This window comes from Pseudaeromonas pectinilytica (genome assembly GCF_054780855.1).
The window spans coordinates 1-24,984 of sequence record NZ_BAAGVN010000087.1 but is presented as its reverse complement, the minus strand read 5'-3'; the positions used below and the strand labels follow the sequence as shown (position 1 = coordinate 24,984).

At 57.7% G+C, this 24,984-nt stretch carries 23 protein-coding genes; 13 read left to right on the top strand and 10 right to left on the bottom strand.

Annotated features, from left to right (window positions below; all coding sequences use genetic code 11):
* Nucleotides 1-10: 10 nt before the first annotated feature.
* From yfbR to ACYVG7_RS06495, 5 genes are all read left to right on the top strand, one after another.
* Entirely contained in the window at nt 11-613 is a 603-nt protein-coding gene (gene yfbR, locus ACYVG7_RS06515; RefSeq protein WP_460882406.1) for a 5'-deoxynucleotidase, read from the top strand.
* Nucleotides 614-772: 159 nt separating this feature from the next.
* Nucleotides 773-2,092 carry a DUF945 family protein gene (locus tag ACYVG7_RS06510; protein ID WP_460882405.1) on the top strand — a complete coding sequence of 440 codons (1,320 nt, stop codon included), beginning with the start codon at nt 773-775 and terminating at the stop codon, nt 2,090-2,092.
* Between the two features lie 364 nt (nt 2,093-2,456).
* The gene (locus tag ACYVG7_RS06505) at nt 2,457-2,582 is read left to right on the top strand and encodes a hypothetical protein (protein WP_460882404.1); all 126 of its coding nucleotides are present in this window, start codon (nt 2,457-2,459) and stop codon (nt 2,580-2,582) included.
* Between the two features lie 527 nt (nt 2,583-3,109).
* Nucleotides 3,110-3,529, top strand: coding sequence for a DsrE family protein (locus ACYVG7_RS06500; protein ID WP_460882403.1), 420 nt, complete (start codon nt 3,110-3,112; stop codon nt 3,527-3,529).
* A 271-nt stretch (nt 3,530-3,800) separates the two neighbouring features.
* A complete protein-coding gene (locus ACYVG7_RS06495; RefSeq protein ID WP_460882402.1) occupies nt 3,801-5,516 on the top strand; it encodes a bifunctional diguanylate cyclase/phosphodiesterase in 1,716 nt (571 codons plus the stop codon).
* On the opposite strand, the gene ACYVG7_RS06490 is transcribed toward ACYVG7_RS06495, so the two are convergent.
* From ACYVG7_RS06490 to ACYVG7_RS06475, 4 genes are all read right to left on the bottom strand, one after another.
* Nucleotides 5,480-5,959 carry a DUF2059 domain-containing protein gene (locus tag ACYVG7_RS06490; protein ID WP_460882401.1) on the bottom strand — a complete coding sequence of 160 codons (480 nt, stop codon included), beginning with the start codon at nt 5,957-5,959 and terminating at the stop codon, nt 5,480-5,482. The two genes, ACYVG7_RS06495 and ACYVG7_RS06490, sit on opposite strands and share 37 nt — an antisense overlap.
* A gap of 94 nt (nt 5,960-6,053) precedes the next feature.
* A complete protein-coding gene (locus tag ACYVG7_RS06485) occupies nt 6,054-8,459 on the bottom strand; it encodes a YgiQ family radical SAM protein (protein ID WP_460882400.1) in 2,406 nt (801 codons plus the stop codon).
* A 189-nt stretch (nt 8,460-8,648) separates the two neighbouring features.
* The gene (locus tag ACYVG7_RS06480) at nt 8,649-8,858 is read right to left on the bottom strand and encodes a cold-shock protein (RefSeq protein WP_460882399.1); all 210 of its coding nucleotides are present in this window, start codon (nt 8,856-8,858) and stop codon (nt 8,649-8,651) included.
* A gap of 343 nt (nt 8,859-9,201) precedes the next feature.
* On the bottom strand, nt 9,202-9,582 hold the full coding sequence (locus ACYVG7_RS06475; protein ID WP_460882398.1) for a diacylglycerol kinase: 381 nt from the start codon (nt 9,580-9,582) through the stop codon (nt 9,202-9,204).
* A gap of 151 nt (nt 9,583-9,733) precedes the next feature.
* Between ACYVG7_RS06475 and ACYVG7_RS06470 the strand changes: the two genes are divergently transcribed.
* Nucleotides 9,734-10,795, top strand: coding sequence for a 3-deoxy-7-phosphoheptulonate synthase (locus ACYVG7_RS06470; RefSeq protein WP_460882397.1), 1,062 nt, complete (start codon nt 9,734-9,736; stop codon nt 10,793-10,795).
* A gap of 90 nt (nt 10,796-10,885) precedes the next feature.
* Here the strand turns inward: ACYVG7_RS06470 and ACYVG7_RS06465 are convergent, their stop codons facing one another.
* Both ACYVG7_RS06465 and btuC read right to left on the bottom strand, forming a co-directional pair.
* Complete coding sequence (locus tag ACYVG7_RS06465) at nt 10,886-11,695, bottom strand: ATP-binding cassette domain-containing protein (RefSeq protein WP_460882396.1); 810 nt, start codon at nt 11,693-11,695, stop codon at nt 10,886-10,888.
* The gene (btuC, locus tag ACYVG7_RS06460; protein ID WP_460882395.1) at nt 11,688-12,722 is read right to left on the bottom strand and encodes a vitamin B12 ABC transporter permease BtuC; all 1,035 of its coding nucleotides are present in this window, start codon (nt 12,720-12,722) and stop codon (nt 11,688-11,690) included. The genes ACYVG7_RS06465 and btuC overlap by 8 nt, the downstream gene beginning before the upstream one ends.
* 164 nt (nt 12,723-12,886) lie before the next feature.
* Here btuC and ACYVG7_RS06455 point away from each other — a divergent pair, with 164 nt between their 5' ends.
* The 3 genes from ACYVG7_RS06455 (at nt 12,887) to ACYVG7_RS06445 (ending at nt 15,578) form a co-directional block, all read left to right on the top strand.
* Nucleotides 12,887-13,243, top strand: coding sequence for a DMT family protein (locus ACYVG7_RS06455; protein ID WP_460882394.1), 357 nt, complete (start codon nt 12,887-12,889; stop codon nt 13,241-13,243).
* Nucleotides 13,244-13,392: 149 nt separating this feature from the next.
* A complete protein-coding gene (locus tag ACYVG7_RS06450) occupies nt 13,393-14,535 on the top strand; it encodes a PilT/PilU family type 4a pilus ATPase (protein ID WP_460882393.1) in 1,143 nt (380 codons plus the stop codon).
* 149 nt (nt 14,536-14,684) lie between these two features.
* Nucleotides 14,685-15,578 (top strand): DMT family transporter, encoded by an 894-nt coding sequence (locus ACYVG7_RS06445; protein WP_460882392.1) that lies wholly within the window; start codon nt 14,685-14,687, stop codon nt 15,576-15,578.
* 25 nt (nt 15,579-15,603) lie between these two features.
* On the opposite strand, the gene rsuA is transcribed toward ACYVG7_RS06445, so the two are convergent.
* Nucleotides 15,604-16,293, bottom strand: coding sequence for a 16S rRNA pseudouridine(516) synthase RsuA (gene rsuA, locus ACYVG7_RS06440; protein WP_460882391.1), 690 nt, complete (start codon nt 16,291-16,293; stop codon nt 15,604-15,606).
* Nucleotides 16,294-16,430: 137 nt separating this feature from the next.
* Between rsuA and ACYVG7_RS06435 the strand changes: the two genes are divergently transcribed.
* Complete coding sequence (locus ACYVG7_RS06435; RefSeq protein WP_460882390.1) at nt 16,431-17,633, top strand: HD-GYP domain-containing protein; 1,203 nt, start codon at nt 16,431-16,433, stop codon at nt 17,631-17,633.
* A gap of 85 nt (nt 17,634-17,718) precedes the next feature.
* Here the strand turns inward: ACYVG7_RS06435 and fabB are convergent, their stop codons facing one another.
* Nucleotides 17,719-18,933 (bottom strand): beta-ketoacyl-ACP synthase I, encoded by a 1,215-nt coding sequence (fabB, locus tag ACYVG7_RS06430; RefSeq protein WP_460882389.1) that lies wholly within the window; start codon nt 18,931-18,933, stop codon nt 17,719-17,721.
* Nucleotides 18,934-19,051: 118 nt separating this feature from the next.
* Between fabB and mnmC the strand changes: the two genes are divergently transcribed.
* Nucleotides 19,052-21,184 (top strand): bifunctional tRNA (5-methylaminomethyl-2-thiouridine)(34)-methyltransferase MnmC2/FAD-dependent 5-carboxymethylaminomethyl-2-thiouridine(34) oxidoreductase MnmC1, encoded by a 2,133-nt coding sequence (gene mnmC, locus ACYVG7_RS06425; protein WP_460882388.1) that lies wholly within the window; start codon nt 19,052-19,054, stop codon nt 21,182-21,184.
* A gap of 267 nt (nt 21,185-21,451) precedes the next feature.
* On the opposite strand, the gene ACYVG7_RS06420 is transcribed toward mnmC, so the two are convergent.
* Nucleotides 21,452-22,057, bottom strand: coding sequence for a DUF922 domain-containing protein (locus ACYVG7_RS06420; protein ID WP_460882387.1), 606 nt, complete (start codon nt 22,055-22,057; stop codon nt 21,452-21,454).
* 261 nt (nt 22,058-22,318) lie between these two features.
* Here ACYVG7_RS06420 and corA point away from each other — a divergent pair, with 261 nt between their 5' ends.
* Nucleotides 22,319-23,266, top strand: a complete 948-nt coding sequence (corA, locus tag ACYVG7_RS06415) for a magnesium/cobalt transporter CorA (RefSeq protein WP_460882386.1) — start codon at nt 22,319-22,321, stop codon at nt 23,264-23,266.
* 294 nt (nt 23,267-23,560) lie between these two features.
* Here the strand turns inward: corA and yfcD are convergent, their stop codons facing one another.
* Nucleotides 23,561-24,115, bottom strand: a complete 555-nt coding sequence (gene yfcD, locus ACYVG7_RS06410; RefSeq protein ID WP_460882385.1) for an NUDIX hydrolase YfcD — start codon at nt 24,113-24,115, stop codon at nt 23,561-23,563.
* 148 nt (nt 24,116-24,263) lie between these two features.
* Between yfcD and ACYVG7_RS06405 the strand changes: the two genes are divergently transcribed.
* Entirely contained in the window at nt 24,264-24,755 is a 492-nt protein-coding gene (locus tag ACYVG7_RS06405) for a GNAT family N-acetyltransferase (RefSeq protein ID WP_460882384.1), read from the top strand.
* The last annotated feature ends 229 nt before the right edge of the window (nt 24,756-24,984 follow it).

Sequence of the window (24,984 nt, the reverse complement as noted above, 5' to 3'; positions counted from 1 at the left end):
AGGAGTCTTGATGCCGGTTTCCAGTCACTTTTTTGCCCAACTCTCGCGGATGCGGCTGATTTACCGTTGGCCCCTGATGCGCAGCGTGCAGCCGGAAAATATCAGTGAGCACAGTCTGCAAGTTGCCATGGTGGCCCATGCGCTGGCCCTGATTGAAAACCGCAAATTTGGCGGCCAGCTCAATCCGGATCGCATCGCGGTATTGGCCCTGTATCACGATGCCACCGAGATCCTGACCGGCGACCTGCCCACCCCCATCAAGTACCACAATCCGGCGATTGCCGCCGAGTACAAGAAGATTGAGAAGCTGGCTGAGCAACGTCTGCTCCATATGTTGCCCGCTGAATTTATCGATGATTTCCGACCGCTACTGGATTCGGATCAACAGGACCCACGCCAATACACGCTGGTGAAGGCCGCCGATACCCTGTGTGCCTATAGCAAGTGCCTCGAAGAGCTGGCGGCCGGTAACCACGAATTCGAAGTCGCCAAACGACGGTTGGAGAAAATGCTGGAACAACGCATGACCCCGACGGTGCGGTATTTTCTGGATACCTTTATGCCCAGCTTTTCCCTCACCCTGGACGACATGAGTCAGGACCAGGAGGAGTAACCCGCTCCGTCATGGGGCTCAAGATCCAGCAGTGATGCCGAGCCCCAGATCAGCCCATCTGCACCATTTGAGTCAGATTTCATCAAACTGTCATAAAAACGCCGCATCCTAGCGCCATAGACTCGGACCGTACCGGGTTATCTCTCTGGCAAGGATGCTATGCGAACCATCAGACACTATTGGCCCTTCATTGTTGCTGTCAGCCTGCTGTTGGTCTTATTCGTGGCATTTACCCTGCAGAGCGGATCCCGCTACGAAGCACAACGCCAGGACTGGCTCGAGCGGCTGAATCAAACGCCGGGTATGGGAGCCACCTGGTTTAGCTATGACGAGGGGCTATTCCGCCACAGCGGCGAACTGCACCTGAGCCTGGTGGATCCGGTCAGCCTACTCACGGCTCTTGGCCTACCCGCGCAAACGGGGCTCAGCCAGCAGTTGGCCGGGATGGGACCGCTGGAGCTCTATATCCGCATCGATAGCTGGATGCTGCCGGGTTATGTCCGCAGTGAAGGGCGACTGGTCAGCAACCGGGGCACTCTCGCCACCCTGCTGGAAAACGGCCAGCTACAGCTCGGCGAACCCACCCTGCACTGGCAGGCGCGCGGCTGGAGTGAGCAGATGACCTCACAACTGGATGCCGACGGCATCACGCTGCAGCTGAGCGACAGTCGCATTCACCTGGATCCGCTGACGATCACCATGACCCAACAGCCCGACCAGCGTATCCAACTGCAGTGGCTGCTGAACGGCGTCAACCTGACCCAGGGTGACAACGACCTAGCCCTTAGCGGCGTGCAGGGTCAACTCACCCTGCAGCCCTCCCATGATTTCTGGTTAATTCACGATGTGAACCTTCAGGTCGCCGAAGCCAGCTATCGTGCAGGAGACCAACCCCCCCTGGATCTGACCGCCGCCCCCCTCAAGGGCAGCGTCAAAGAAAACCGCCAGGGACTGCTCTCGCTGGTGGATATGCATTGGCAGGGAGCTGTGGCATTGCTCGGCATCAATCACCACGCCTCTCGCCATGAGCTGGAAGATCTCGCCTTCGGCGTGGGGCTCTCCGGCATCGATCAGCAAGGCTACAAGTCGCTGGTGATGAGCGCTGCCACCAACTTCAGCGATAAGCCCTCCTGGCTTGCGGCCCTGAATCGGGTCACCCGCTCCGGTTTTCACCTGCATCTGGAGCCCTTCACGCTACGCCTGCAGCAGGGGCACTTTCAGGCTGATGGCGAGGTCACCTCCCGCCCCTTCGACATGGCGCAACTCAATGGTCTCGCTTCGTTCCGCTCCCTGTTGCAGGGTGCCCTGAGTGTGGAGGCCGATCAGGCGTTGGCACCACTGTTTGTCGAGGATGAGAGCCTGTTGCTCAGTATGCAGCAGGCCGGTTTCATCGCCCGCAATAGCCAGGGCCAGCTCAATACCCGCCTGCGCATGGTCAACGGCAAACTCTCGGCCAACGGCTACAAGCTACCTTGGTAATAACCCAGCGGCGGGGATAGAGCAACGTCAGAAACTGACTCAAACGCGTCATTGTTGTTCACCAAAGCGGTGCAGTGGCCGGGTTTGATAGCAGAAACGCCATCCGGACGCCTGGTAGACGCCACCATAAGGTCCGATAAGACCTGCATTCCTCGCGGCTTGCTAAAAATTTTAAGCCTATCAACCAAGTTGGTATGCCATTTGAATGATGAATATCAGAGAGATCGAGTAAGCAGGATTGCAAACAAGCTTCGAACAAATCTGATTTTGCATCCAGATGACCAAAGGTCATGATGGTGTCATATAGGAATGACAATCTGTGCATAGCTAAATATTAAACAAAATAATGTTGAGGAGAGCACCTATGAATATCACCCACGATGATAGCAACTGGGGATTAGCCACCGTCTGGATCGTCGGTATTGCCATCGGCGGTTCGATTGAAATTGCGATCCAACTGCTGAGTCAAAGCCTGACGCTTTGGTTGTAGTCCGCTAGCCTGCCCGGCGAACGATGCGATACCACGTTGATGCAATACCACTTTGTTGTGCCACTTGAGTAACAGATTTACCCCTTCATGTTTTGCTCAACCGGTTTACGGCCTGTAAACCGGTTTCTTTTGATCGCGATAAACGGAACCGCCATAAACAGCATAACGAACATGCAACATTTAAATAATGCACGGACTTCATCATATAAATACATATATAAAGCAATGTTAAACCCAATTAAAGCATAGAGGGAAAATCCATTCTTCATTATAAATACCCTGCATTAACCCCTCATGTAATTTATATCGATGCCAACAAAATGATGGCATTAACGTAAAATGAATACGGCAGATAAGATATAAAAATAATCAACCAAATCAGAGACCAAGAGATAATTTCACGCCATTCTGTAACTCATCTCACACTTATATACAGGGACTGGAATAAAAACGGTCAGTACGGACTAGACTTGACTAGCCTGTTAATTTGCTGACAGATAATGAATATCTCACTGAAGGAAACGGTCATGACAATCAGAAATAATATCCTGTTTATTGCGGCGCTGTTATTTAGCTTATGCGCCAACAGCGCAGTTGAACTCAATAAGGATCCACTCTTTATTAATCTGACATCCAATGAGAGCCATAGGGCGACGATGGCGATCGGTTTTGGTAACAACCAACTCCTTAAAGGACATCCACTGGTAGTATTTCTCAATGACAAGGGGGTCTTACTGGCTTCTGCAAAAAACAGCTCGAAGTTTACAACCCAACAACAATTAATTCAGGATATTATTAAAAGCGGCGGCACTGTGTATGCCTGCCCATCCTGTATAAAACATTATGGCGTGAATGAAGCTGATTTAATTCCAGGCGTTAAAATTAGTAATCCGGATCTGACCGAAGCGGCATTATTTGCCGACGATGTCCGAACACTCTCCTGGTAATAAGCCTCTTGTTTGCCAAGGCTTGGCATCAGACCCGGACTTGCCGTGCGCAACGTCCCTTGATGCCAGACCTTGGGGCTTGCCGAGTCCCCTGAGCGCCACTCATCCGAGCCCACGTTCAGTCCCCTGCACCCTCATGACGCTGCGATAACCGGCCAATAAAAATTTGTTTTAGATCAATGAGCAAGCCGTATTGAGTGTCTTGTCATCTTGCTGTCATCCAGAGCTTTTAGCGTCCAGAGATACTTGCACTCACCTGTTGCCGCCTTCTATGCCAACTCTGGATTCCATCCTGGCGAATGCCGATATCCACACCCTGTTTCAACCGATCATGGATGCCCATCAGCATACCGTTCTTGGCCATGAGGCGTTAAGCCGGGGGCCAGAGCACAGCCCCTACCACAGTGCGGCCGCCCTGTTTAATCTGGCGAAAACCTGCCAGCGCAGTGTCGAGCTGGAACAGCTGTGTCTGGAGTTAGCTATCAGCCAGTTCATGGCTCTGCAGTTGGAAGGCCGACTGTTTGTCAATTTGTCCGCCGCCGCAGTGTTGGCCCTGGACGTGTCAAAACTGGTCAGCCAGCTGGCATACCAGGGTTTAGCCAGCGAACGACTGGTCATCGAGCTGACCGAGCAATACCAGAACGATGTGGAGAGCCTGCGCAGCGTTGCTGCGTCGTTACGTGAGGCCGGGATTGCTCTGGCGCTGGATGATCTGGGAGCCGCGTTCTCCGGTCTGCGGCGCTGGCTGGATCTAACGCCGGAATTTATCAAACTGGATCGCTATTTCATTCAAAGCCTGCACGAGGATCCGGTACGTCGCCTGTTTGTCGCCAGCCTGCTGGAGCTGGCGAACCAGCTGAATACCGCGTTTATTGTGGAAGGCGTCGAAACCCTCCAGGAGTGGCATGCGCTGCAACAACTGGGTATTCGCTATTACCAGGGCTATCTGTTGGGGCGGCCGCAACCGGTGCCCGCCCCCGTAGCATGGCCGCCGATACTCGCCACCGGAACGGGCCATGAGCAGCAAACGCCGATGCGCGAGCTGGTGCATCCCATGCCTACCCTCACGCCGGAGCGGCCCTGCCAGGAGGTGTTCGAGCTGTTTCATCAGGATGAACAGTTGCATTGTCTGCCGGTGATCACCCCACAAGGCAAAGCCATCGGCATCATTCGCCGCAATCGCTTGCTGGCCCATTTTGCCGAGCGGTTTGGCCACTCCCTGTATGCCAAGCGCCCGGTGCGCAGCCTGATGGATCATCAACCGATCCAGGTAGATGCCGGGCTCGATGTGCTGCAGGTCAGCCAGCATCTGATTGAACACAACAGCGACGAGATGGATGCCTGGTTTATCATCTGCGAGGAGGGCCGTTATCTGGGCATGGGCAGTGTGCGCGAGCTGATGCGCCGCCTGACCCATTACCAACTGCAGATGGCCCGGCACGCCAATCCCCTGACCTTGCTGCCGGGGAATGTACCCATCCAGCAGGCCCTGGAGCGGGCAATTGCGATGCAGGAGCGCTTCCATCTGGCCTACTGCGATTTGAACTTCTTCAAGCCCTATAACGACGTCTATGGTTATGACCGCGGCGATCAGCTCATCACCCTGGTTGCCACCTTGCTGCGCAAACACCTCGGCCAACGACATAACTTTATCGGCCATCTGGGCGGGGACGACTTTATTCTGCTACTGCGTCATCCGGGGTGGGAGCAGCACATAGTGGCGATGCAGGCCGAACTCCGGCAAGTGCGGCAACACTATTATCGGGATGAGGATTGGCGTGCTGGCGGCATCCAGAGCCTGGATCGTGATGGCCAACCCCGGTTTTTCCCACTGCTGGAGCTGGCGATAGGTCTGGTTGGCTGGCAACCCGGATGCGGTGTCACGGCGACACAACTCAGTGAACAACTGACCCAGGCCAAGAAAGCAGCCAAGCAGTTGAGCGGTGAAGACTATTGGCTGGAAACCGGAGGTCGGGTTGCCTGTTGAACCTCGACCTTGGCGCCTGCATCGCGCAGCATCTGGATCAGTCGCGGCTGCTGTTCGCGCGCCAGGCGTTGACCGATACGGATCATCTCCTCGCGCAGGAGCGGTGTATAACGAACGTACTTCTGCCCGCTCGGGGTGCGGAAGAACAGCACCATATCCCGGATCTCCGGGCCACTGAAGTGACTGTGATAGCTCTGCGCCAGCTCGGCACGCATCCGCTCCCAGGTCAGATACTCTTTGGCCCAACGCTGGACAACGCCCTGATAGCGGGCCATGGCCGGTTGCTTGCGGATCATCTCGCCCAGCACCTGATGGCTCAGCTGCTGGTACTGGGCCTTGCCACCAATCAGATCCGCCAATTCCAGCGCCGGATCGCTCTCCTGCGCCGCCAGCGGCAAGCAGACCAGACATAACCACAACCAACGCCAAGCTCCGACTCTCATGTTTCCACCTGAATACTTTAGTTTTGCGGTAGGTTAGACATGAAAAAGACCTGGCACAAGCCAGGTCTCCTATTTATCCCATCTGCATCATGGCTTAGCGACCTGCTTTGCCGCCGGGCGCCGCTTTGCGTCCCTCGCTGCGGGCAGGCTTGCCACCCAATCGTTCCGGCGAGGCGCCTTTCCCCGATGGCCCCGGCTTGCCGCCCGATCGCTCCGCCGATGCACCAGGCTTGCTCGGTTTGCCAGGCGCGCTCGAAGGTTTCCCGGCAGCCGTGGCTGACTTACTCCCTGCAGTTGCCGGTTTGGCGGCATACCCTGAAGTCGATGCTCCCGTCTGTCGCGCCCCGCTCGCCTGCGACTTGCTGCCTTGGGACTTGCCGCCCTGAGGCTGGGACTGGGAATAGGGCTGGCGCTGGCGGACGATATCGGTGTGCCGGGTCAGGGCCACGCGGCTATTCCCCGCGCCTGCGGGCCGCTCATCGCGGCCTGCGGGTGGCACCAGATGCTGCGGCCCCATACCGATCAGGCGACTGAGCCCCATCTCCTGCAACGCTTGACGGATCATCGGCCAACCGGCCGGATCATGGTAACGCAGGATCGCCTTATGCAACCGACGGCGACGCTCGCCCTTGGCGACAAACACGGCTTCCGATTTGTAGGTGACTTTGTGCAGCGGATCCACTTCCGAGTAGTACATGGTGGTAGCCGTCGCCAACGGAGACGGATAGAAGTTCTGCACCTGATCCAGCTTGAAATCATTGGCCTTGAGCCACAATGCCAGATTGACCATGTCCTCATCCCGAGTACCCGGGTGGGCCGAGATAAAGTAGGGGATCAGGTACTGTTGCTTGCCTGCCTCGCGAGAATACTGCTCGAACAACTCCTTGAAGCGGTGATAGCTGCCCATCCCCGGCTTCATCATCATCGCCAGCGGCCCCTCTTCGGTGTGCTCCGGGGCAATCTTCAGGTAGCCGCCGACATGGTGCTTGACCAGCTCCTTGATATAGCGGGGATCCTCCACCGCCAGATCGTAACGCACCCCGGAGGCAATCAGGATCTTCTTGATGCCTTTGAGATCCCGGGCCTTGCGATACAGGCTGATGGTCGGCGCGTGGTCGGTGTCCATATGGTGACAGATGGTCGGGTAGACACAGGAGGCGCGACGGCAAGTGGATTCCGCTTTCGGGCTCTTGCAGCGCAGCCGATACATATTGGCAGTCGGCCCACCCAAGTCGGAGATCACCCCGGTAAAGCCCGGTACCTTGTCGCGGATCTCCTCGATTTCGCGCAGGATGGACTCTTCGGAGCGACTCTGGATGATGCGGCCCTCGTGCTCGGTGATCGAGCAGAAGGTACAACCACCAAAGCAGCCGCGCATGATGTTGACCGAGGTCTTGATCATCTCATAAGCCGGGATCTTGGCCTTGCCATAGGCCGGGTGCGGAACCCGTTTGTAGGGCAACGCAAAGACGCCGTCCATCTCCTCGGTGGTCAAAGGGATCGCTGGCGGATTCACCCACAGGTAGCGATCGCCATGTTTTTGCATCAGGGCCCGAGCGCAGCCGGGATTGGTTTCCTGATGCAATACCCGGGAGGTATGGGCGTACAACACCTTGTCGGCTTTGACCTTCTCGTAGGACGGCAGCAGCACGTAGGTCTGCTCCCAGGGTTTGGGACGCGCCGGTTGCACCAGGATCGCCTTGGGCTCAGGCTCGGAGGCCGGCTCCGGCGCACAAGGTGCCCCCTCCATATAGGGATTGAGGATCGGATCTATCTTGCCGAGCTTATCCAGACGGGTGGAGTCCACGCCGCGCCACTCCGGCAAGGCCTCGCGGCGGATCACGGCCGTGCCGCGGATATCCTGCATCTGAGCGACGGTATCGCCACGCGCGAAACGATGGGCGATCTCGACCAGGGGTCGTTCGGCATTACCGAACACTAGCAGGTCGGCCTTGGCATCAAACAGCACCGAGCGGCGGATGGTTTCGGACCAGTAGTCGTAATGGGCAATCCGCCGCAACGAGGCCTCGATACCGCCAATCACCACCGGGACCTCTTTATAGGCCTCCTTACAGCGCTGGGAATAGACCAGCACCGCCCGATCTGGACGCTTGCCGCCCTCGTTCCCCGGGGTATAAGCATCGTCATGCCGCAACTTTTTGTCCGAGGTGTAGCGGTTGATCATCGAGTCCATATTGCCTGCCGAAACCCCGAAAAACAGGTTCGGCTTGCCGAGCACCATAAACGGCTCTTTGCTGCTCCAGTCCGGCTGGGCAATGATGCCGACCCGAAAACCTTGCGCCTCGAGAAAACGACCAATCACCGCCATGCCGAAGCTGGGGTGATCCACATAGGCATCGCCGCTGATGATGATGATGTCGCAGCTATCCCAGCCCAGCTTATCCATCTCGGCACGGGACATAGGTAAAAACGGTGCCGGACCCAGGCACTCAGCCCAATATTTGGGATAGGAAAAAAGAGAAATATCTGGCTGCTGCATACCACGGGGCCTGAGGCTGAAAACGAGGGGCGGCATTATAGCTTGTGAAAAAAATGTTGGCGAAGGGTATTTTTTGAGCGGAAACAAGCGAGTCTATTCACCGATGGCGATAAGACGCCCATAAAACAAAAGCGCCCATGAGGGCGCTTTTTCTTTTGTTAGCAGCCGAAGCCACCAACACCTGCAAGCTTACAGAATAGTTACGTTCTCAGCTTGCGGGCCCTTTTGACCTTGGGTCACGCTGAACTGCACGCGTTGACCTTCAGCCAGGGTCTTAAAACCTTGAGCGTTGATTGCTCTGAAGTGTACGAATACATCCGGGCCTTGGTCCTGCTCGATGAAGCCGAAACCTTTAGTCTCGTTGAACCATTTTACCTTGCCAGTGCGGACGTCAGACATAATAAATTTCCTAAGTAACAAATATAACTGTGCCTTGAAATGAGGCGGTACAAGCTGAGAGGTGTTGACTTACTAAACCTAAACGAGGACGTTCCGCAAAGGATTGGCTTCGTTATCGAACAATAAGCTGGGACACTTTCAAGCTGTTTGCATTGTAAGCGCATCCCCCTATAAGTCAATCGCATTATCTGAAAAACGATATGCAGTTTCCGAAAGAGTGATAAACCTCTCGCTTATCAGTGGGATGGCAAGCGGGGCGGCGTATGCAGCCCAACAGACTCACGCCGTCGAGCGCGAAGGGGGACTGCTTGGTTATGCACTATTGCCGCCACTGGGTGCTGAATTACCACCAATGCAGCAGGTTACTGCCGATGACAGAGCCCCACACCACAAGGGTCAGCCCCAGAGATAAAAACACCGCCGCCGAACCCAGATCCTTGGCGCGGCCGGAGAGCTCGTGGTGTTCTGGACCGATGCGATCGACTACGGCTTCAATGCCAGAATTGAGCACCTCGACGATCACCACCAGCCAAGCGACCACCAGCATCAGCAATTGCTGGGTGATGCCCTGCCCCAACAGAAATGCCAGCGGGGTCAGCACTAACATCAGGATCAACTCCTGACGAAATGCCGCCTCATGGCGCCACGCTGAACAGAGCCCTTTGGCACTGTAGCCTGCCGCCTTGATGATGCGATAAAGACCGGTATTGCCTGGTTTAGCCAACTGACACCTCGTTACAGTACTTTGCGGGACGCTAGATGCTAGCAAAGTACGCCTAGAAGCTAAACCTCCGGCAACATTTCCTTCTTGGTTCATTTCTATTAAGGTATTCAACCTGCTCGCAAGGTCACAGTGACCCGCCAAGGAATGAAGAATGTCGATCCTTACTGATGAACTCAGAACCCAGAAACTTGAAGCCCTCATCACGCCCCGGGAACTGGCCACCAGTTCGCCGCTGACTCCAGAGCTTGCTCGCCATATCCTGCAAGCCCGCCAGGAAATCGAAGCCATTCTGGCAGGAAACGATCAGCGTTTGCTGGTGATTGTCGGTCCTTGCTCGCTGCATGACCCCGAGGCGGCACTGGCCTATGCTCGTCAGTTAGCCGCGCTTCGGCTGCGCTATGCCGACAGCCTGTGCATCGTCATGCGCGCCTACTTTGAAAAACCACGCACCATTATCGGCTGGAAGGGACTCATCAATGATCCCTATCTGGATGGCACCTACAACGTCAATGCCGGTCTGACCCTGGCGCGCCAACTGCTGCATGACATCAACAGCCTGGGCGTTCCCACGGCGACCGAGTTCCTGGATATGGTGACCGGGCAATATATTGCCGATCTCATCAGTTGGGGTGCCATCGGTGCGCGGACCACCGAAAGCCAGGTGCATCGGGAAATGGCCTCGGCCCTCTCCTGCCCGGTGGGCTTCAAGAACGGTACCGATGGCAATATCCGTATCGCCATTGATGCAGTGCGGGCTGCGGCGCACAGTCATATTTTCAATTCGCCGGATAAAGACGGCAAGATGACCATCTATCGCACCAGGGGCAACCCCTTTGGTCATGTGATCCTGCGCGGCGGCCGTCGGCCGAACTATGACACCGCCAGTGTGGATGCCGCCTGTGCCGATCTGGCCAAAGCGGGTCTGGCCGAACGTCTGGTGGTGGATTTCAGTCACGGCAACAGTCAGAAAGATCACCGCCGTCAGCTGGATGTCGCCGACGATGTCTGCGATCAGTTACGGCGGGGTCGTACCGGCATCGCCGGTGTCATGATTGAAAGCTTCCTCGTCGAAGGGCGTCAGGATGTGGTGGATGGTTGTGCCGCGACCTTCGGGCAAAGCATCACCGATGCCTGTATCGGCTGGGAGCAGACGGAAAGCATACTGGCCAAACTGGATAGCGCTGCCCGCGAGCGGATCAGCCGACTGGGCTGAAACCAACGGAGCTAAACCGACTGAGCTAAGTCGCACCACGCTCTGGAGCTGTGTTCAAGAACATGACTCCGGAGCGTCGGTTACCACTTGCTATTCACGTTCATCCCCGCGGTCACCCGCACTCTCTCCCGAGCCGGTATCCGAACTCAGTGCAATCGGCACCAGACACTGATGTTGGCCATCACTGAGCCGTAGGGTGCGGATCTGGAACGCCCGGGCCAGCAGCGCCTCGTCCAGCACTTCGATGCCCCCTTGCGCCACCAGCTTTCCCTCGTGCAGACACAGGAGCCCATCGGCATGACTCAACGCCAGATTAAAGTCATGAACCGAAAACAACACCATGACGCCGCGTGCCACCAACTCCTGCAGCAGCGTCAGCAGTTGCAGTTGATGATGCCAATCCAGTCCCGCCAGGGGTTCGTCCAGCAGTAGCAGTTGGCCGTGAGGGTTCAGATCCGGCCAGATCTGCAGCAAGGTTTTAGCCAGCAACACCCGCTGCTGTTCACCGCCCGATAACTGACTAAAATCTCGCGCCAGTAAATGACCCAGCTCCAGTCGCGTCACTAGCTGTCCCAACACCGCCTGCACCTGAGCGCTAGGCACGTCCAGCATGCTGGCCCCCAGCTGCAACACATCCAGACAGGAGATCGTCAGCAAGCTGCTTTGGCGCTGGGGCAACATGGCCCGCACCCGGGCGGCAGAACGCATATCCAGATCCAGCAGAGAACATTGCCCCAGTTGTACCTGGCCAGCAGCGGGCAGCAGATTGGCCAGCGCCAGCAGCAACGAGGACTTGCCACTGCCATTGGAGCCAATCAAGGCGATCAGCCCGGGTTGCGAGCAGTGCCAGCTCAACGGCGCCAGACGACCTCGGACACTCAGATCCCGGATATTAAACATGACGGCGTACCAGGAGGAAAATAAGCAGTGGAGCCCCGAGGCTGGCGGTGATGATGCCGACCGGTAATTCACCGCTGGGCAGCAGATTACGGGATAACAGATCGGCCAATAACAGCGCTACGGCCCCGGCCAGCATGGAGGCTAACAGCACAAAGCGCGCACTGCCCCGCCCCAGAAGCCGCATCAGATGGGGGATCAGTAGTCCGATGAAGCCAATCGAGCCAGCCAGCGCCACCGCCAACCCGCTCAGGACACAGACGGCGAACACCAGTTGCCAGCGGATGCGCCGCAGATCCAGTCCCATCAACTGGGCCTGAAAATCGCCCAACTGTAACAGGGTCAAGCTATCGCGACGCACCACCAACCAGGCCATCACCGCCAGATAAGGCAACCACCACCATAGGGGTTGGCTCTGACCGTAGGCCAGACTCCCCATCATCCAGAACATCATCTCGCGCAGGGATTGATCGTTGGCAAAGTAGAGCAACCAGGTGGTGATGGCGCTGCTGCAGATACCAATCGCCACCCCGAGCAGCAGCAGCCGCACATTATCCAAGCGTCCACCGCGCGCCAGAAACAGCAGGGTACTGGTCACCAATAGTGCCCCGCCGAACGCCGCAATCGACAATCCCCATGGCGGCAGCATCACCCCCAGGCGTTGGGCCAGAAACAGCATCATGACCGCCGCCAGGGATGCGCCGCTGGATACCCCGATGAGGCCCGGCTCGGCCAGAGGATTTTGCAGCAGGGTCTGCAGCACGCAACCCGACATCGCCAAGCCAGCCCCGAGCAGCATCGCCAGGCAGGCTCTGGGCAAGCGCAGCTGCAGCAAGACCTGCTGCTGCAGGGGGGATAGGGCATCACCGGCCAGCAAGCGGCTCAAGGCGACGGGACCTACCAATAAATTAGCCACAAATACCACGAGCAGTAGCAGTACCAACCCGATCAACCAACGGTGCTGGACCCGCTGCTGCCGCAACAATAAAGCATTCACCCGATTCACCTTTACACCCGATAAGGCGCTCATACTAGCAGTTGGCTGCAGCCAGATCACGAAGACCGCCATGCCATCCCCGCACCGCAGAGATCCGTTCTCGCATCCGTAGTCCAAGAGGCGGCTTATTGTACCGCCACACTTTATTCATGACGCGACATCGGCTATAAAGCGTCGACCTTGCCGCGGAGTACCCCATGAACCCGATCCTCACCAGCTCCCTCTTGCTGCTATGCAGCAATATCTTCATGACCTTTGCCTGGTATGCCCATCTCAAGGAGATGAGCCACAAACCCTGGATCATCGCCGCCCTGATTTCTTGGGGCATAGCGCTGTTTGAATATATGCTCCAGGTCCCCGCCAACCGCATCGGCCACACCAGCCTGAGTGTGGGGCAATTGAAAATCCTGCAGGAAGTGATAGCCCTGACCGTGTTTGTACCCTTCTCGGTGCTTTACCTCAAAGAGCAGATCAAACTCGACTACCTGTGGGCCGGACTCTGCATTCTAGGCGCAGTCTTTTTTGTGTTTCGTGAAAAGCTGTTTGCGAACTAGGCCATATAACGCACTGATAAACCGAGAATATTATCTGTATCCCTACCACAATCACGTAAACTGCACCCTATAGACTCGCCATGCGCGAACTGCCGAAGCAGAGGACAGCTGCTAGGCTTAAGACTCGACACCAAGGGAGTGAGCAAGACATGGATCTTGATCAAATGCTGCAGATCCTGGCCAGCCAGGATGGTTCCGACCTCTACCTCGCCACCGGCGCGCCGCCTTGTGCCAAATTCCAGGGCATTCTCAAGACGCTTAATGAAACGCCGCTGCTGCCTGGCGAAGTGGCCCGCATCGCCCATGACATCATGGATGAAGAGCAACGGCAGAGCTTCGAGAAGGATCTGGAGATGAATCTGGCGCTCTCCATTCACAAGGTCGGACGCTTCCGGGTCAATATCTTCAAGCAGCGCAACGAGGTCTCCATAGTCGCACGGAATATCAAACTGGATATTCCACGCTTCGACGATCTGTTCCTGCCGCCGGTGCTGCTGGATGTGATCATGGAAAAACGCGGCCTGCTGCTGTTCGTTGGTGGTACCGGCTCAGGGAAATCCACCTCCCTGGCTGCCCTCATCGACCATAGAAACCGTAATACCAGCGGCCATATCATCACCATTGAAGACCCGATAGAGTACGTGCACACCCATCGCAAGAGCATCATCAATCAGCGCGAAGTGGGGGTCGATACCCGCAGCTTCCACGCCGCCTTGAAAAATACCCTGCGTCAGGCGCCCGATGTCATTTTGATCGGTGAAATCCGCGATCGAGAAACCATGGAACATGCCCTCGCCTTCTCCGAAACCGGGCACCTGGCCATCTCCACCCTGCACGCCAATAATGCCAACCAGGCGCTGGACCGGATCATCAACTTCTTCCCCGAGGAGCGGCGGCCACAACTGCTCAACGATCTGGGCAACAACCTCAAGGCCTTTGTCTCCCAACGCCTGGTTCGCACCAAGGATGGCCAGCGCCGCGCCGCCATCGAAATCATGATGGGCACCCACACCATCCGGGATCTCATCAAGCGCGGTGAATTCGGCGCCCTCAAGGAGATCATGGAAAAATCGGCAGCGCTGGGCATGAAGACCTTCGACAATTCGCTGTTTGAACTGGTCGTCGAAGGGGTGATCAGCGAAGAGGAAGCACTGAAAAACGCCGACTCGGCCAACAACCTCAAACTACGCATCAAACTCTACCAGGAAGATGGCCAACTCAAGCAGAGCGCCCAGACCTCGGGCTGGAGCCTGGATCCGATCGACGAGATCAATCCCGATCCTTTCGCTTGAGTCCCCTCTAACGGCTGGTTACAGTAAGCACCGACTCGGGCCCCTCTCTTGGGGCCCGAGTGTTTTATGGCATTCCCCGGTTGTCTGTAGAACCGGCTATTTGTAGGACCGGTAGCTCTTAGGACCGGTAGCTCTTAGGAATAAGTACTATGCATTTCGAATGGCTGGCCCTGGCGGCCGCCCTGTTGTGGGCTCTGGCCAGTCTGCTCTCCGTCAAACCGGCCCGTCATCTGGGCGCCTTTGCTTTCAGTCGCTGGCGCATGGCCTGTGTCACCCTGATGCTGGGCAGCGCCAGTCTCTATACCGGCGGCTTTGCCACCCTCAGTTGGCCCCAGATTGCGCAAGTGGGTTTATCCGGGCTGATTGGCATCTTTATCGGCGACACCGCCTTGTACGCCTCGTTGAACCGGCTTGGTCCCCGTCGCGCCGGTCTGCTGTTTGCCAGCCACGCGCTGTTCTCTGCCCTTTTGGGAGCCTGGTTGTTTGCCGAGGTGTTATCAGGCCCCCGCTTGTGGGGCGCGGCCCTAGTGCTGGCGGGTGTGGTGATTGCCATTGGTTATGCACGTCGCCCAGGGACCCATATTCTAGAGCAGGTCTCGGGGCCACTCTGGCTGGCCGTCGGTTTGGGGCTGTTGGCTGGATTGTGCCAGTCGGTCGGAACCCTGCTGGCCAAACCCGTGATGAGTCAGGGCGTGGATCCGGTGGCGGCATCCTGCGTGCGCATGGCTTGCGCTCTCACGGCGCACCTGGTGTTGCGCTGGAGCCAGGCCCCGGTTGCCCGGCCCCTGAATCCCATCACCTGGCCGATCCTGGGCATAGTCGCCAGCAACGGTTTTCTGGCCATGACCCTCGGCATGACGCTAATCCTGATGGCGCTGAGCCGTGGTGAAGTGGGCATGGTCGCCATTCTCTCCTCCACCACGCCGGTGATGCTGCTGCCGCTGTTGTGGCTCTATACCCGGCAACGTCCGGCGCTGTCGGCCTGGTGCGCTGCAGCTCTGGTCGTCGCCGGGACGGCCCTGGTGCTCAGCGGCAAGCTCTGAACGGAAGACACCCGACGCGGTACCACTAGAAGGCCGCGATTTCGGCAGCGGTCAGCGGCCGGTATTCGCCGGGCGCCAGTTCGGGAGCCAGCACCAGCTCGCCAACCTGTTCCCGATGCAGACGCAGCACCTTGTTGCCAATGGCGGCAAACATCCGCTTGACCTGATGGTACTTGCCTTCATGAATCGTCAGCAGCGCCTCGGTCGGGGTGACCAGCACTAATTCGGCCGGCAGAGTCAGAGCGCGCTCGCCCCGTAACTGCACCCCTTCGGCAAAGAGGGCGATAGCAGACGGATCGACCGGATCGGCCAACCAGGCCCGATAGGTTTTGGCACACTCATGACGGGGGGACGTGATGCGATGTGACCACTGGCCATCATCGGTCACCAGCAGCAGACCCGTGGTGTCCAGATCCAGACGGCCCGCGCAGTGCAGCTTGCCGAGCGCAGGCTCTTCAAATAGCAAGAAGACACTCGGATGATCCGGATCATCATTGGAGCAGACATAGCCTTCGGGCTTGTGCAGCATGAAATAACGCGGTCCGGTCAACTGCAGATCCTGGCCATCATAGTGCACCACATCTTGCTCACCGATCTGGGTGGCCGCCAGTTTGTTCACCACGCCATTGACCAGCACTTCGCCACTGCGGATTAATTTTCCTGATTGGGAGCGGGTCAACCCCAGGCTTTCACTCAAAAATCGCTCTAATCTCATAACGGTTATTCCCAATGCATGAAAGCCGAGCATTATAGGCACAGCCTGCTATAAGGTGTAGCAACATGAACACCGTCGCTGACAAATGCTGCTCGCTAGGAGACAATCTCCGGCAATGAGCAGGGAAGATGTAATCCATGAATCAAGCCAATAGCACACTGAATTATCAGCAAGTTAGCATTCAGAATATCGAGTTGGGCATGTATGTGGTCGGCATTGCCCAGCAAACTTGCGCCAACGAAATCAAGCAGACCGGGCGAGTCACCAGTAAGAGCCAGATCCAGGAATTGCATCGCCTCGGGGTGCGCAGCGTGTGGATTGACCCCAGCCGGACCCGGCAAGCAGCAGCGCAACCCCAGGCAGTGGCCCGCGATGGAGGTCAAGGTTCAAGCGACAACGGCAAAGACGAGAGTCGTCCCAAACAGGAACAGCGCATCCGTCGCCTCTATCAAGAGGCGAAGAGCATGCAGGTCAAACTGTTTCGCAATCTGAAAAAAGGCGAGCCAGTTCAAGTGGCGGAGCTCGAAGCCATTGCCGACGATCTGGTGGACTGCATCTTCGATAATCGGGATGCTCTGTTCTGCCTGGCGCGGATCCGTGAAAAAGACAGCTACCTGATGGAGCACTCCCTGAATGTGGGCATGCTGCTGGCCAATTTCGGCCGCTTCCTCGAGCTGGAGCGCCCCATACTGCGGGAATTGACCATCGGTGGTTTGTTGCACGATACCGGCAAGATCATGATCCCCGATGCCGTGCTGCACAAACCGGCCAAACTGAGTGACGATGAATTCACCCTGATGAAGAGTCATGTCACCCACAGCATCGAATTGCTGCGCGATGCCAAGGGGATCACCGACATCATGATGACGGTCGCCGCCTGCCACCACGAACGCCTGGATGGTCGCGGTTATCCCCATGGTCTGGCCGCTGAGCGGCTGTATCTCTACGCCCGGATGAGCACCATAGTCGATGTCTATGATGCCTTGACCGCCGATCGCTGCTACAAGCCGGGCATGCCAGCGACGGCAGCGTTCCGTATTTTGTTGCAAGGGGCTGGCAGCCAGTTTGATGAGGATCTGGTGCGCAAATTCATCAAGTGCATGGGCATCCACCCGGTCGGTAGCCTGGTCAAGTTGCAAAGTGGCAAACTGGCCATAGTCGTGGAGCGCAATGAACTAGCGCCGCTGCAACCCAAGGTCAAGGTGATTTACAGCACCATAGGCCAGCACCACCTGGAGGTGAAATTGCTGGATCTGGCCCGTGCCGGCGCCAATGAAAGCATCGAAAGCGCAGTCGATCCCAAGGCCTATGGCATAGATCTACGCCGCTATCTCGCCTGAGACATCCGCTTTCCTGAAGAGCAATAAAAAGGCCCCGCTGAAATCCCAGCGGGGCCTTTTTCATGACAGAGCCTCTGAAGGGGGATTAGCCCTTGTACTTGCTCATCACCAGAGTGGCGTTAGTGCCGCCAAAACCGAAGCTATTGGACATCACGGTATTGAGCTCGGCTTCTTCATAGGCCTTGACGATGGGCAGGCCGACGGCCAGATCATCTTCCTGGCTGATGTTGATGCTCGGTGCAATGAAACCATGCTCCATCATCAGCAGGGAGTAGATGGCTTCATGCACACCGGCAGCGCCCAGGGCGTGACCGGTCATCGCCTTGGTCGCCGACAGCTTGGGAGCCTGATCGCCAAATACGGCACGAATGGCTTCCAGCTCCTTGACATCACCAACCGGCGTCGAGGTGCCGTGGGTGTTCAGATAGTCAATCGGTGCATTGGCAGTCGCCATGGCTTGACGCATGCAGCGGGCCGCGCCCTCACCGGACGGAGCCACCATGTCATAACCATCGGAAGTGGCACCATAACCGGTCACTTCGGCATAGATCTTGGCGCCACGGGCCAACGCATGTTCCAGCTCTTCGACGACCACGATCCCGGCACCACCGGAGATGACGAAACCGTCACGCTCGGCATCATAGGTACGGGAAGCCAGCTCTGGCGTCTCGTTGTACTTGCTGGAGAGTGCACCCATGCCGTCAAACAGACAGGCCATGGTCCAGTCCAGCTCTTCACCGCCACCGGCGAAGACCACATCCTGCTTGCCCAGCTGGATTTGCTCGACCGCACTGCCGATGCAGTGGGCGGAGGTGGCACAGGCCGAGCTCAGGGAGTAGTTCACGCCCTTGATTTTGAACGGAGTGGCCAGACACGCGGAAGTGGTAGACGACATGGTGCGGGTGACCATATACGGGCCGATACGGCGCACACCCTTTTCGCGCAGGGTATCGCAGGCTTCCAGTTGGTTCTTTGAGGAAGCGCCGCCGGAGCCGACGATGAGACCCGTCCGCTCGTTGGAAACCTGATCATCGGCCAAGCCGGAGTCAGCAATCGCCTGCTGCATGGAGAGGTAGGCATAAGCCGCTGCTTCGCCCATGAAACGCAGAACCTTGCGATCGATCAGCTCAGCCACGTCCAGTTTGATATTGCCCCAGACACGGGAGCGCAAACCATATTGTTCAAACTGTTCGGAATAGGTGATGCCTGATTTGCCAGCCTTCAGGGAGGCCAGAACTTCGGCGACATTGTTGCCAATGCTGGAGACGATACCAATACCGGTAATAACTGCTCTTCTCATCGAATATATTCCACTTAGATACACTATTCTTCGCCGCATTCTACTCGTGATCGCCTGCAAAACTGGTCTGCTTTCACGTAAGATAGCCGCCGCTTCTGTGAGGTCCGTCGAGGTTAAGGTGTCTCCCCAATCCCCATTTCTCCCACCGTTGAACCCTGCCGAACTCAGTTGGAACGAACAGGGAAACCCGGTTTCGTCCCAATTCGGTGATATTTACTTCTCGAATAACGATGGTCTGGACGAGACCCGTTTCGTATTCCTGCAGCATAACGGCTTGCCGGAGCGTTGGGCAACGCATGATCGGCCATTATTTGTCATTGGCGAGACAGGCTTCGGCACCGGACTCAACTTTCTGGCGGTTTGGCAAGCCTTTCGCCAGTGGCGCGCCGCCCAACGCCCGGGCGTTGAGCGTCTGCACTTTATCAGTTTCGAAAAATACCCCATCCATCCCCGCGATCTGCAGCAAGCCCTGACGGTCTGGCCGGAGCTGGCCGAGCTCGCGACTGAGTTGGTCGCCGTATACCCTGACGCCGTCCCCGGTTGTCACCGCCTGCAGCTCGATAACGGGCGCGTGGTGCTGGATCTCTGGTTTGGCGATATCAAGGAGACCCTGGACCAACTCTGGCATCCGACTCACGGCGGTCTGGGCCACGGCGGTCTGGTTGATGCCTGGTTTCTGGATGGCTTCGCCCCCAGTAAAAACCCCGAGATGTGGACCGAGCATCTGTTCAACGGTCTGGCCCGGCTGGCACGCCCCCACGCCACGGTCGCCACCTTCACCTGCGCCGGCTTTGTGCGCCGGGGCCTGAATGCGGCTGGCTTTTTGATGCAGAAGGTCAAGGGCCACGGCAGCAAGCGCCAGATGCTGGCCGGGGTGCGCAACGAGCACCCCCTGGCCGCACTGGGGCTGCCCTGCTATCAGAGACAACAGTATCCGCACCCGAATAAACCCGTATCTCCCACTCGCCACATCGCCCTGGTGGGTGGCGGTATTGCTGCCGCGACTCTGGCTCTGACGCTGGTCCGTCGAGGGCAGAACGTGACACTGTTCTGTGCCGATGCCGAGCCCGCCGCCGGTGCATCCGGCAACCGGCAGGGCGCCGTCTATCCGCTGCTCAATGGCGAGCATGATGGCCTGTCCCAGTTCTATGCCGCCGCCTTCGGCTTTGCCCGGCGCTGGTATCAACCCCTGCTGTTGCGCCATCGGGTGCCCCATGACTGGTGTGGCGTGCTGCAATTTGCCCACGACGCCAAGAGCGCCAAAAAATACCGCAAACTGGCGCAAGGCCCCTTTCCACCCGAGCTGGTGCAGAGCATCACGCCGCAGATGCGGGATCAGCTAGCCGGATTGTCACTAGCCAGCCCGTTTAGCGACACCAGCCTGTTCTATCCCCAAGGCGGCTGGGTGTGTCCCCGCGCCCTGACCCGGGCCCTGCTCGATGAAGCCGCAGCCAGCGGTCTTTTGCAACAACACTACAACGCCGAGGTGACAGCCATAAGTCATCACGACACCGGCTGGCAGCTGACGCTGAACGACACCGCCGGGAACCCTGCAGCAACAAATATCACCAGCGAATCCTTTAGCGATCTGGTGCTGGCCAGCGGTCATCGCCTCGCCCAGCTGCCGCCGACGGAAGCTGTGCCCTGTTATCCGGTGCGCGGTCAGGTCTCCCATCTGCCGGCGCAATCGCCACTGGAGTCGCTCCGCACTGTCTTGTGTTTTGACGGCTATATGACACCGCTGGATGGCGAGGGGAAACTCTGTCTGGGAGCCAGTTATGGCCGCGGCGATACGACACTGGATTACCGCCCGGACGAGCAGCAGGAGAACCTAGACAAGCTGCGCCACAGCCTGCCGGATCAGCGCTGGCCGCAACAGCTGCAACTGGGCGCCGAGGCGCGAGTCGGCATTCGCTGCGCCACCCGGGATCATCTGCCGCTGGTCGGTGCCGCGCCGGATATTCCAGCGCTGGAGCAGCTATTGGCCGCGCCCGGGACCGAGTGGCAACATCAGCCGTCCCCCCGGCAACCGGGGTTATGGCTCATCGGTGCACTGGGAGCCCGGGGCCTGTGCTCTGCGCCGTTACTGGCCGAGATCCTGGCCTGCGAGATCTGTGGCGGCCATGAGGGCGAGCCCTTACCACTCGCCATTGAGCAGCTGGCCGCCCTGCATCCGGCGCGCTTCTGGTTGCGACCCGCGCTGCGCCGCTTGCCAGTCGCCCGCTTGCGTCAAACCACAGACCAGCGCTAACGCAGCAGATCACCAACCGCGAAGCAACTAACCAACAGGGCCACATCATCGTGGCCCTGTTGGTTGACTGATCCGGCACCAGGCTCAATAACTACTGCTGACTATGCTGCACCGATGATTATGCTGCACCGAAGGAGAAGCTCACGCTGACACGCCGTGAACCGATCCATGGGGGCTCCACTGCGCCATCCCTGGCGCAGAGGGTCAGCTTAGAGCTACCCCCTCGCTGTGCCGAGTGACCGGCTATTCGGAACGGGTGAGACGAGCTTATAGTCGCGGATAGGAAACGCCCATCAGCCGTCCCTTGCCGGTTTCGCTCTGATAGCGTTTGGCCTGCTCCCGGGCGGCATCCAGCGCCTGGTAACCGATGGCATCGGCCTGAGTGCGCAACACCTGGCAGGAGCTATTGACCGGCAGGCTGGCCACACCCTCACCAATCTCCTTGGCAGCGATCTGCACGATGGACTTGTGGCGCCCCTCATACTCCTGCATCGCCGACAAGAAGCCATTCCAACTGCTCTGGGTCTCGGCGGCCAGTGAAGAGAGCTGCAACCAGTTCGGCATGGTCAGCTCCACCTTGGTCGTCACCTTGACCCCGTACAGCTGGCAATGTTCACTCTGTTGACTCATATCCAGCTGCCAGCTCAGCTGGTAGATGGCCTTGCCAATAGCACGATGCCCGGCGCTGCTGGTCGGCGCGGTGCGCAGCAGACGTTGTTGTAGATCCGCCCCCGAAGCCGCCGAGACATCATAAAAGTGCATCTTGACCTCGGTCTGCGGGGTGATTTTGACATCCTTGTAGCTCTCGGCCGCCACTGGGGTCAGCCCGGCCATCAGCAAACTCACCATCAGAGTGATCATTCGGTACCGCATGCTTGTGGAGATCCTCGCTTTCCATCCAAACGCCATTTCCCTTATGGGGCCCAAGTAAACCATTCCACCCGCCAGATTGCAGTACAAGTTCGCAAATGAGTTCGGATCTGTGATCTACACTCGGCAGGGAGCCCCGTCAACGGCCGGATAATTCTGCTTTTTTTCAACCGGCTCCAGCATCAGACCTGACAATGTAAAGAAGGCCGCGTATAGTGCGACTGGCAAAATTACACCCCCATTCAGACTCAATAAGGGGACTCAATGATCACCGCATACATGCTCAATAATAAAGTCCTTGAGGTGGTACCGCTCACGACCAGTGACGTACTGCCGCCGAATAGCATTTGGTTGGATGTCTATAAACCGGATGATGACGAGCGCGAATGGTTAAGTGGCCTGTTCCTCGAAGATGTGCCCGAGGAAGAGGAGCTGGACGAAATCGAGGCTTCGGCCCGTTTCTACTGGGACACAGATGGCATGCATATTCTCTCGCTGTTCCCGCAACGGATCGGCGGTGAGACCCGTGGCGTCAACATGTCGTTTACCCTGCGCAATAACCTGCTGATCAGCTTCCGCGAGGAAGATATCGGTGTGGTCCGTTTGCTGCGTCATTATATGCGCCATGATCGGGTAGAAATCGAAAATGCCATGGATATCCTGCTGGAGCTGCAGGATCTCAAAGTCGAATACCTGTCGGATCTCATTGAGGATGGATACACCACCCTCGAGGAAACCTCCGAGCAGGTGCTGAACGATGACGAGATCCACGCCATGTTGCAGGAGTTGATGTCCCAGGAAGAGACCAACAGTCAAATCCGTCTGGCATTGCACGATACCCGGCGCGCCTTGCGATTCTTGCGCCGTACCGTGCGTCAGCACCTGACCACAGAGCAGAAGAAGACCATCGACGAGGTGCTGCACGACATCGAGTCGCTGTTGCCCCACACCCAGTTCCTGTTCGACAAGATCAACTTCCAGCTGGAAGCGGCCATGGGCTTTACCAATCTGCAGCAAAACAAGGTCATCAAGATCTTCTCGGTTGCGGCCGTGGTGTTCCTGCCACCCACCTGGATTGCCAGTATCTACGGCATGAACTTTAACAAGATGCCGGAATTGGGCTGGGACTACGGTTACCCCTTTTCCATCGGCCTGATGCTGCTGTCGGCATTTGCCACCTACTTCTTCTTCAAACGTAAGGGCTGGCTCTAAAACAAGGCTCCGTTGTCACCGTCACCCTGAAATCAGCCGGGCACCCATCACCCGGCTTTTTTCTGCCTGCATCTTTTCTAACTAGCTGATCCTAATGATGCGCCATCGACCGGGAAGCACACGCTGACACGCCGTGAGCCCATCCATGGGGGCAGCACAGCGCCATCCCTGGCGTGGAGGGTCAGCTTAGTGCTACCTAAGTCGCTGTAGTGGGTGACCTACTATTCGGAGCTATTTAGTTGGCGCAACTTAGTTGGCGCAACAGACTCGCTCGCCCTCGCTGATGGACTGACATTAGACCGGGGGCGTCTCGGCACTCCCTTGAGCTTTACGACGCTGCCACTCGGAAAAGGCCACCAGGGAATCGGGCATAAACTCATGCTGTTGCGCCAGGATCTGCTCCGGACTCATGAGCAGCACATACTCGACTTCGCTGGCCTGCAGCTGCAACTCGCCCTCGTAGCGGCAACTGTAGAGCGAGCCCCAAACCTTATTGTCTTCATGCTCGCTGTAGAAGGTGCCCCAGGCTTCCAGCGGGACATCGCGAATACCCATCTCCTCCTCCAACTCGCGCAGTGCCGAGGGCAGGTACGCCTCGCCGGTCTGCACCACGCCGCCACAGCAGGCATCCAGCATGCCGGGGCAATAATCCTTCAGCTGGGTCCGGCGCTGCACATACAGATGCCCCTGGCGATCTTCGATAAAGATATAGGTGGCGCGATGGCACAGCACTTCGCGTCGCATCCGGCTACGCGGCACCGCCATCAGCACCCGGTTCTGCGCATCGACCCAGTCGACCCACTCTTCCTGATCGCTCGTCGGGCTAGTCGGATTTAGTTCTTGGCTCATCTTCTGGCTCCTGCGGCTCATCCTGCTCTTGGCTCTCGGCACCCGGTGTGCACAGCACACCGCACACGCGGGCGCTGCCTTCGGCATCGGTTTTTGCTAGAATCAGCCCTCGCCCACAGCCGGACTGATGCTAAGCACCGCCCCTATCATGCCACAACTGACCATTCGCCCCATCCAGGAACAAGATTGGCCCGCCATTCTGGCCTTGCAGGCCGAAGCCTATTACGCCGTCGAGCCGGAAAGTGAAGCCGTGCTGAAATCCAAAACCACGCTGGGGCCTGAGACCTGTCTGGTGGCCTGCCGTGGCGCGCAGATCCTGGGTTACTGTCTGGCGCATCCGTGGGACGCGCGGCAACCGGCGGCGCTGTATCGCTGCTACCCGCACCCGGCCGGTGAAGAGAGTCTCTATATTCACGATGTGGTGGTATCCCCCGCGGCTCAAGGCCTGGGGATTGCCCGACGCTTTGTCGAGCAGACCCTGAACTGCGCCCGCAAAAAACGCCGTCGCCAGCTCTCCCTGGTGGCGGTGCAAGGCGCCGACCGCTACTGGGCGCGCTACGGGTTTCAACCTGCGGCTGCCAATAAAGACTTAAGCGAATACGGGGAGCAAGCGGTCTATATGCGCAGACCGCTGAGGTGAGGAGTCGACAGCAGGCTCAGACAAAGCCACACCGGATTCAACTGCCGGGGAAGCGCAATCTGATGATTAAAATGCCCATCGGCCAGAAAAGAACGTTACAGCGTAAGTGCCGCTAAATCGGCCTACTTGCCTTCGTTCTATTGCGTCACTTTTTTTGCAATGGGCTCCAGCGGGACGTTCCAGGGCAGCAGGGCTTCGAGTTTTTCTAGGGTATCGGCCTCGCCGATCT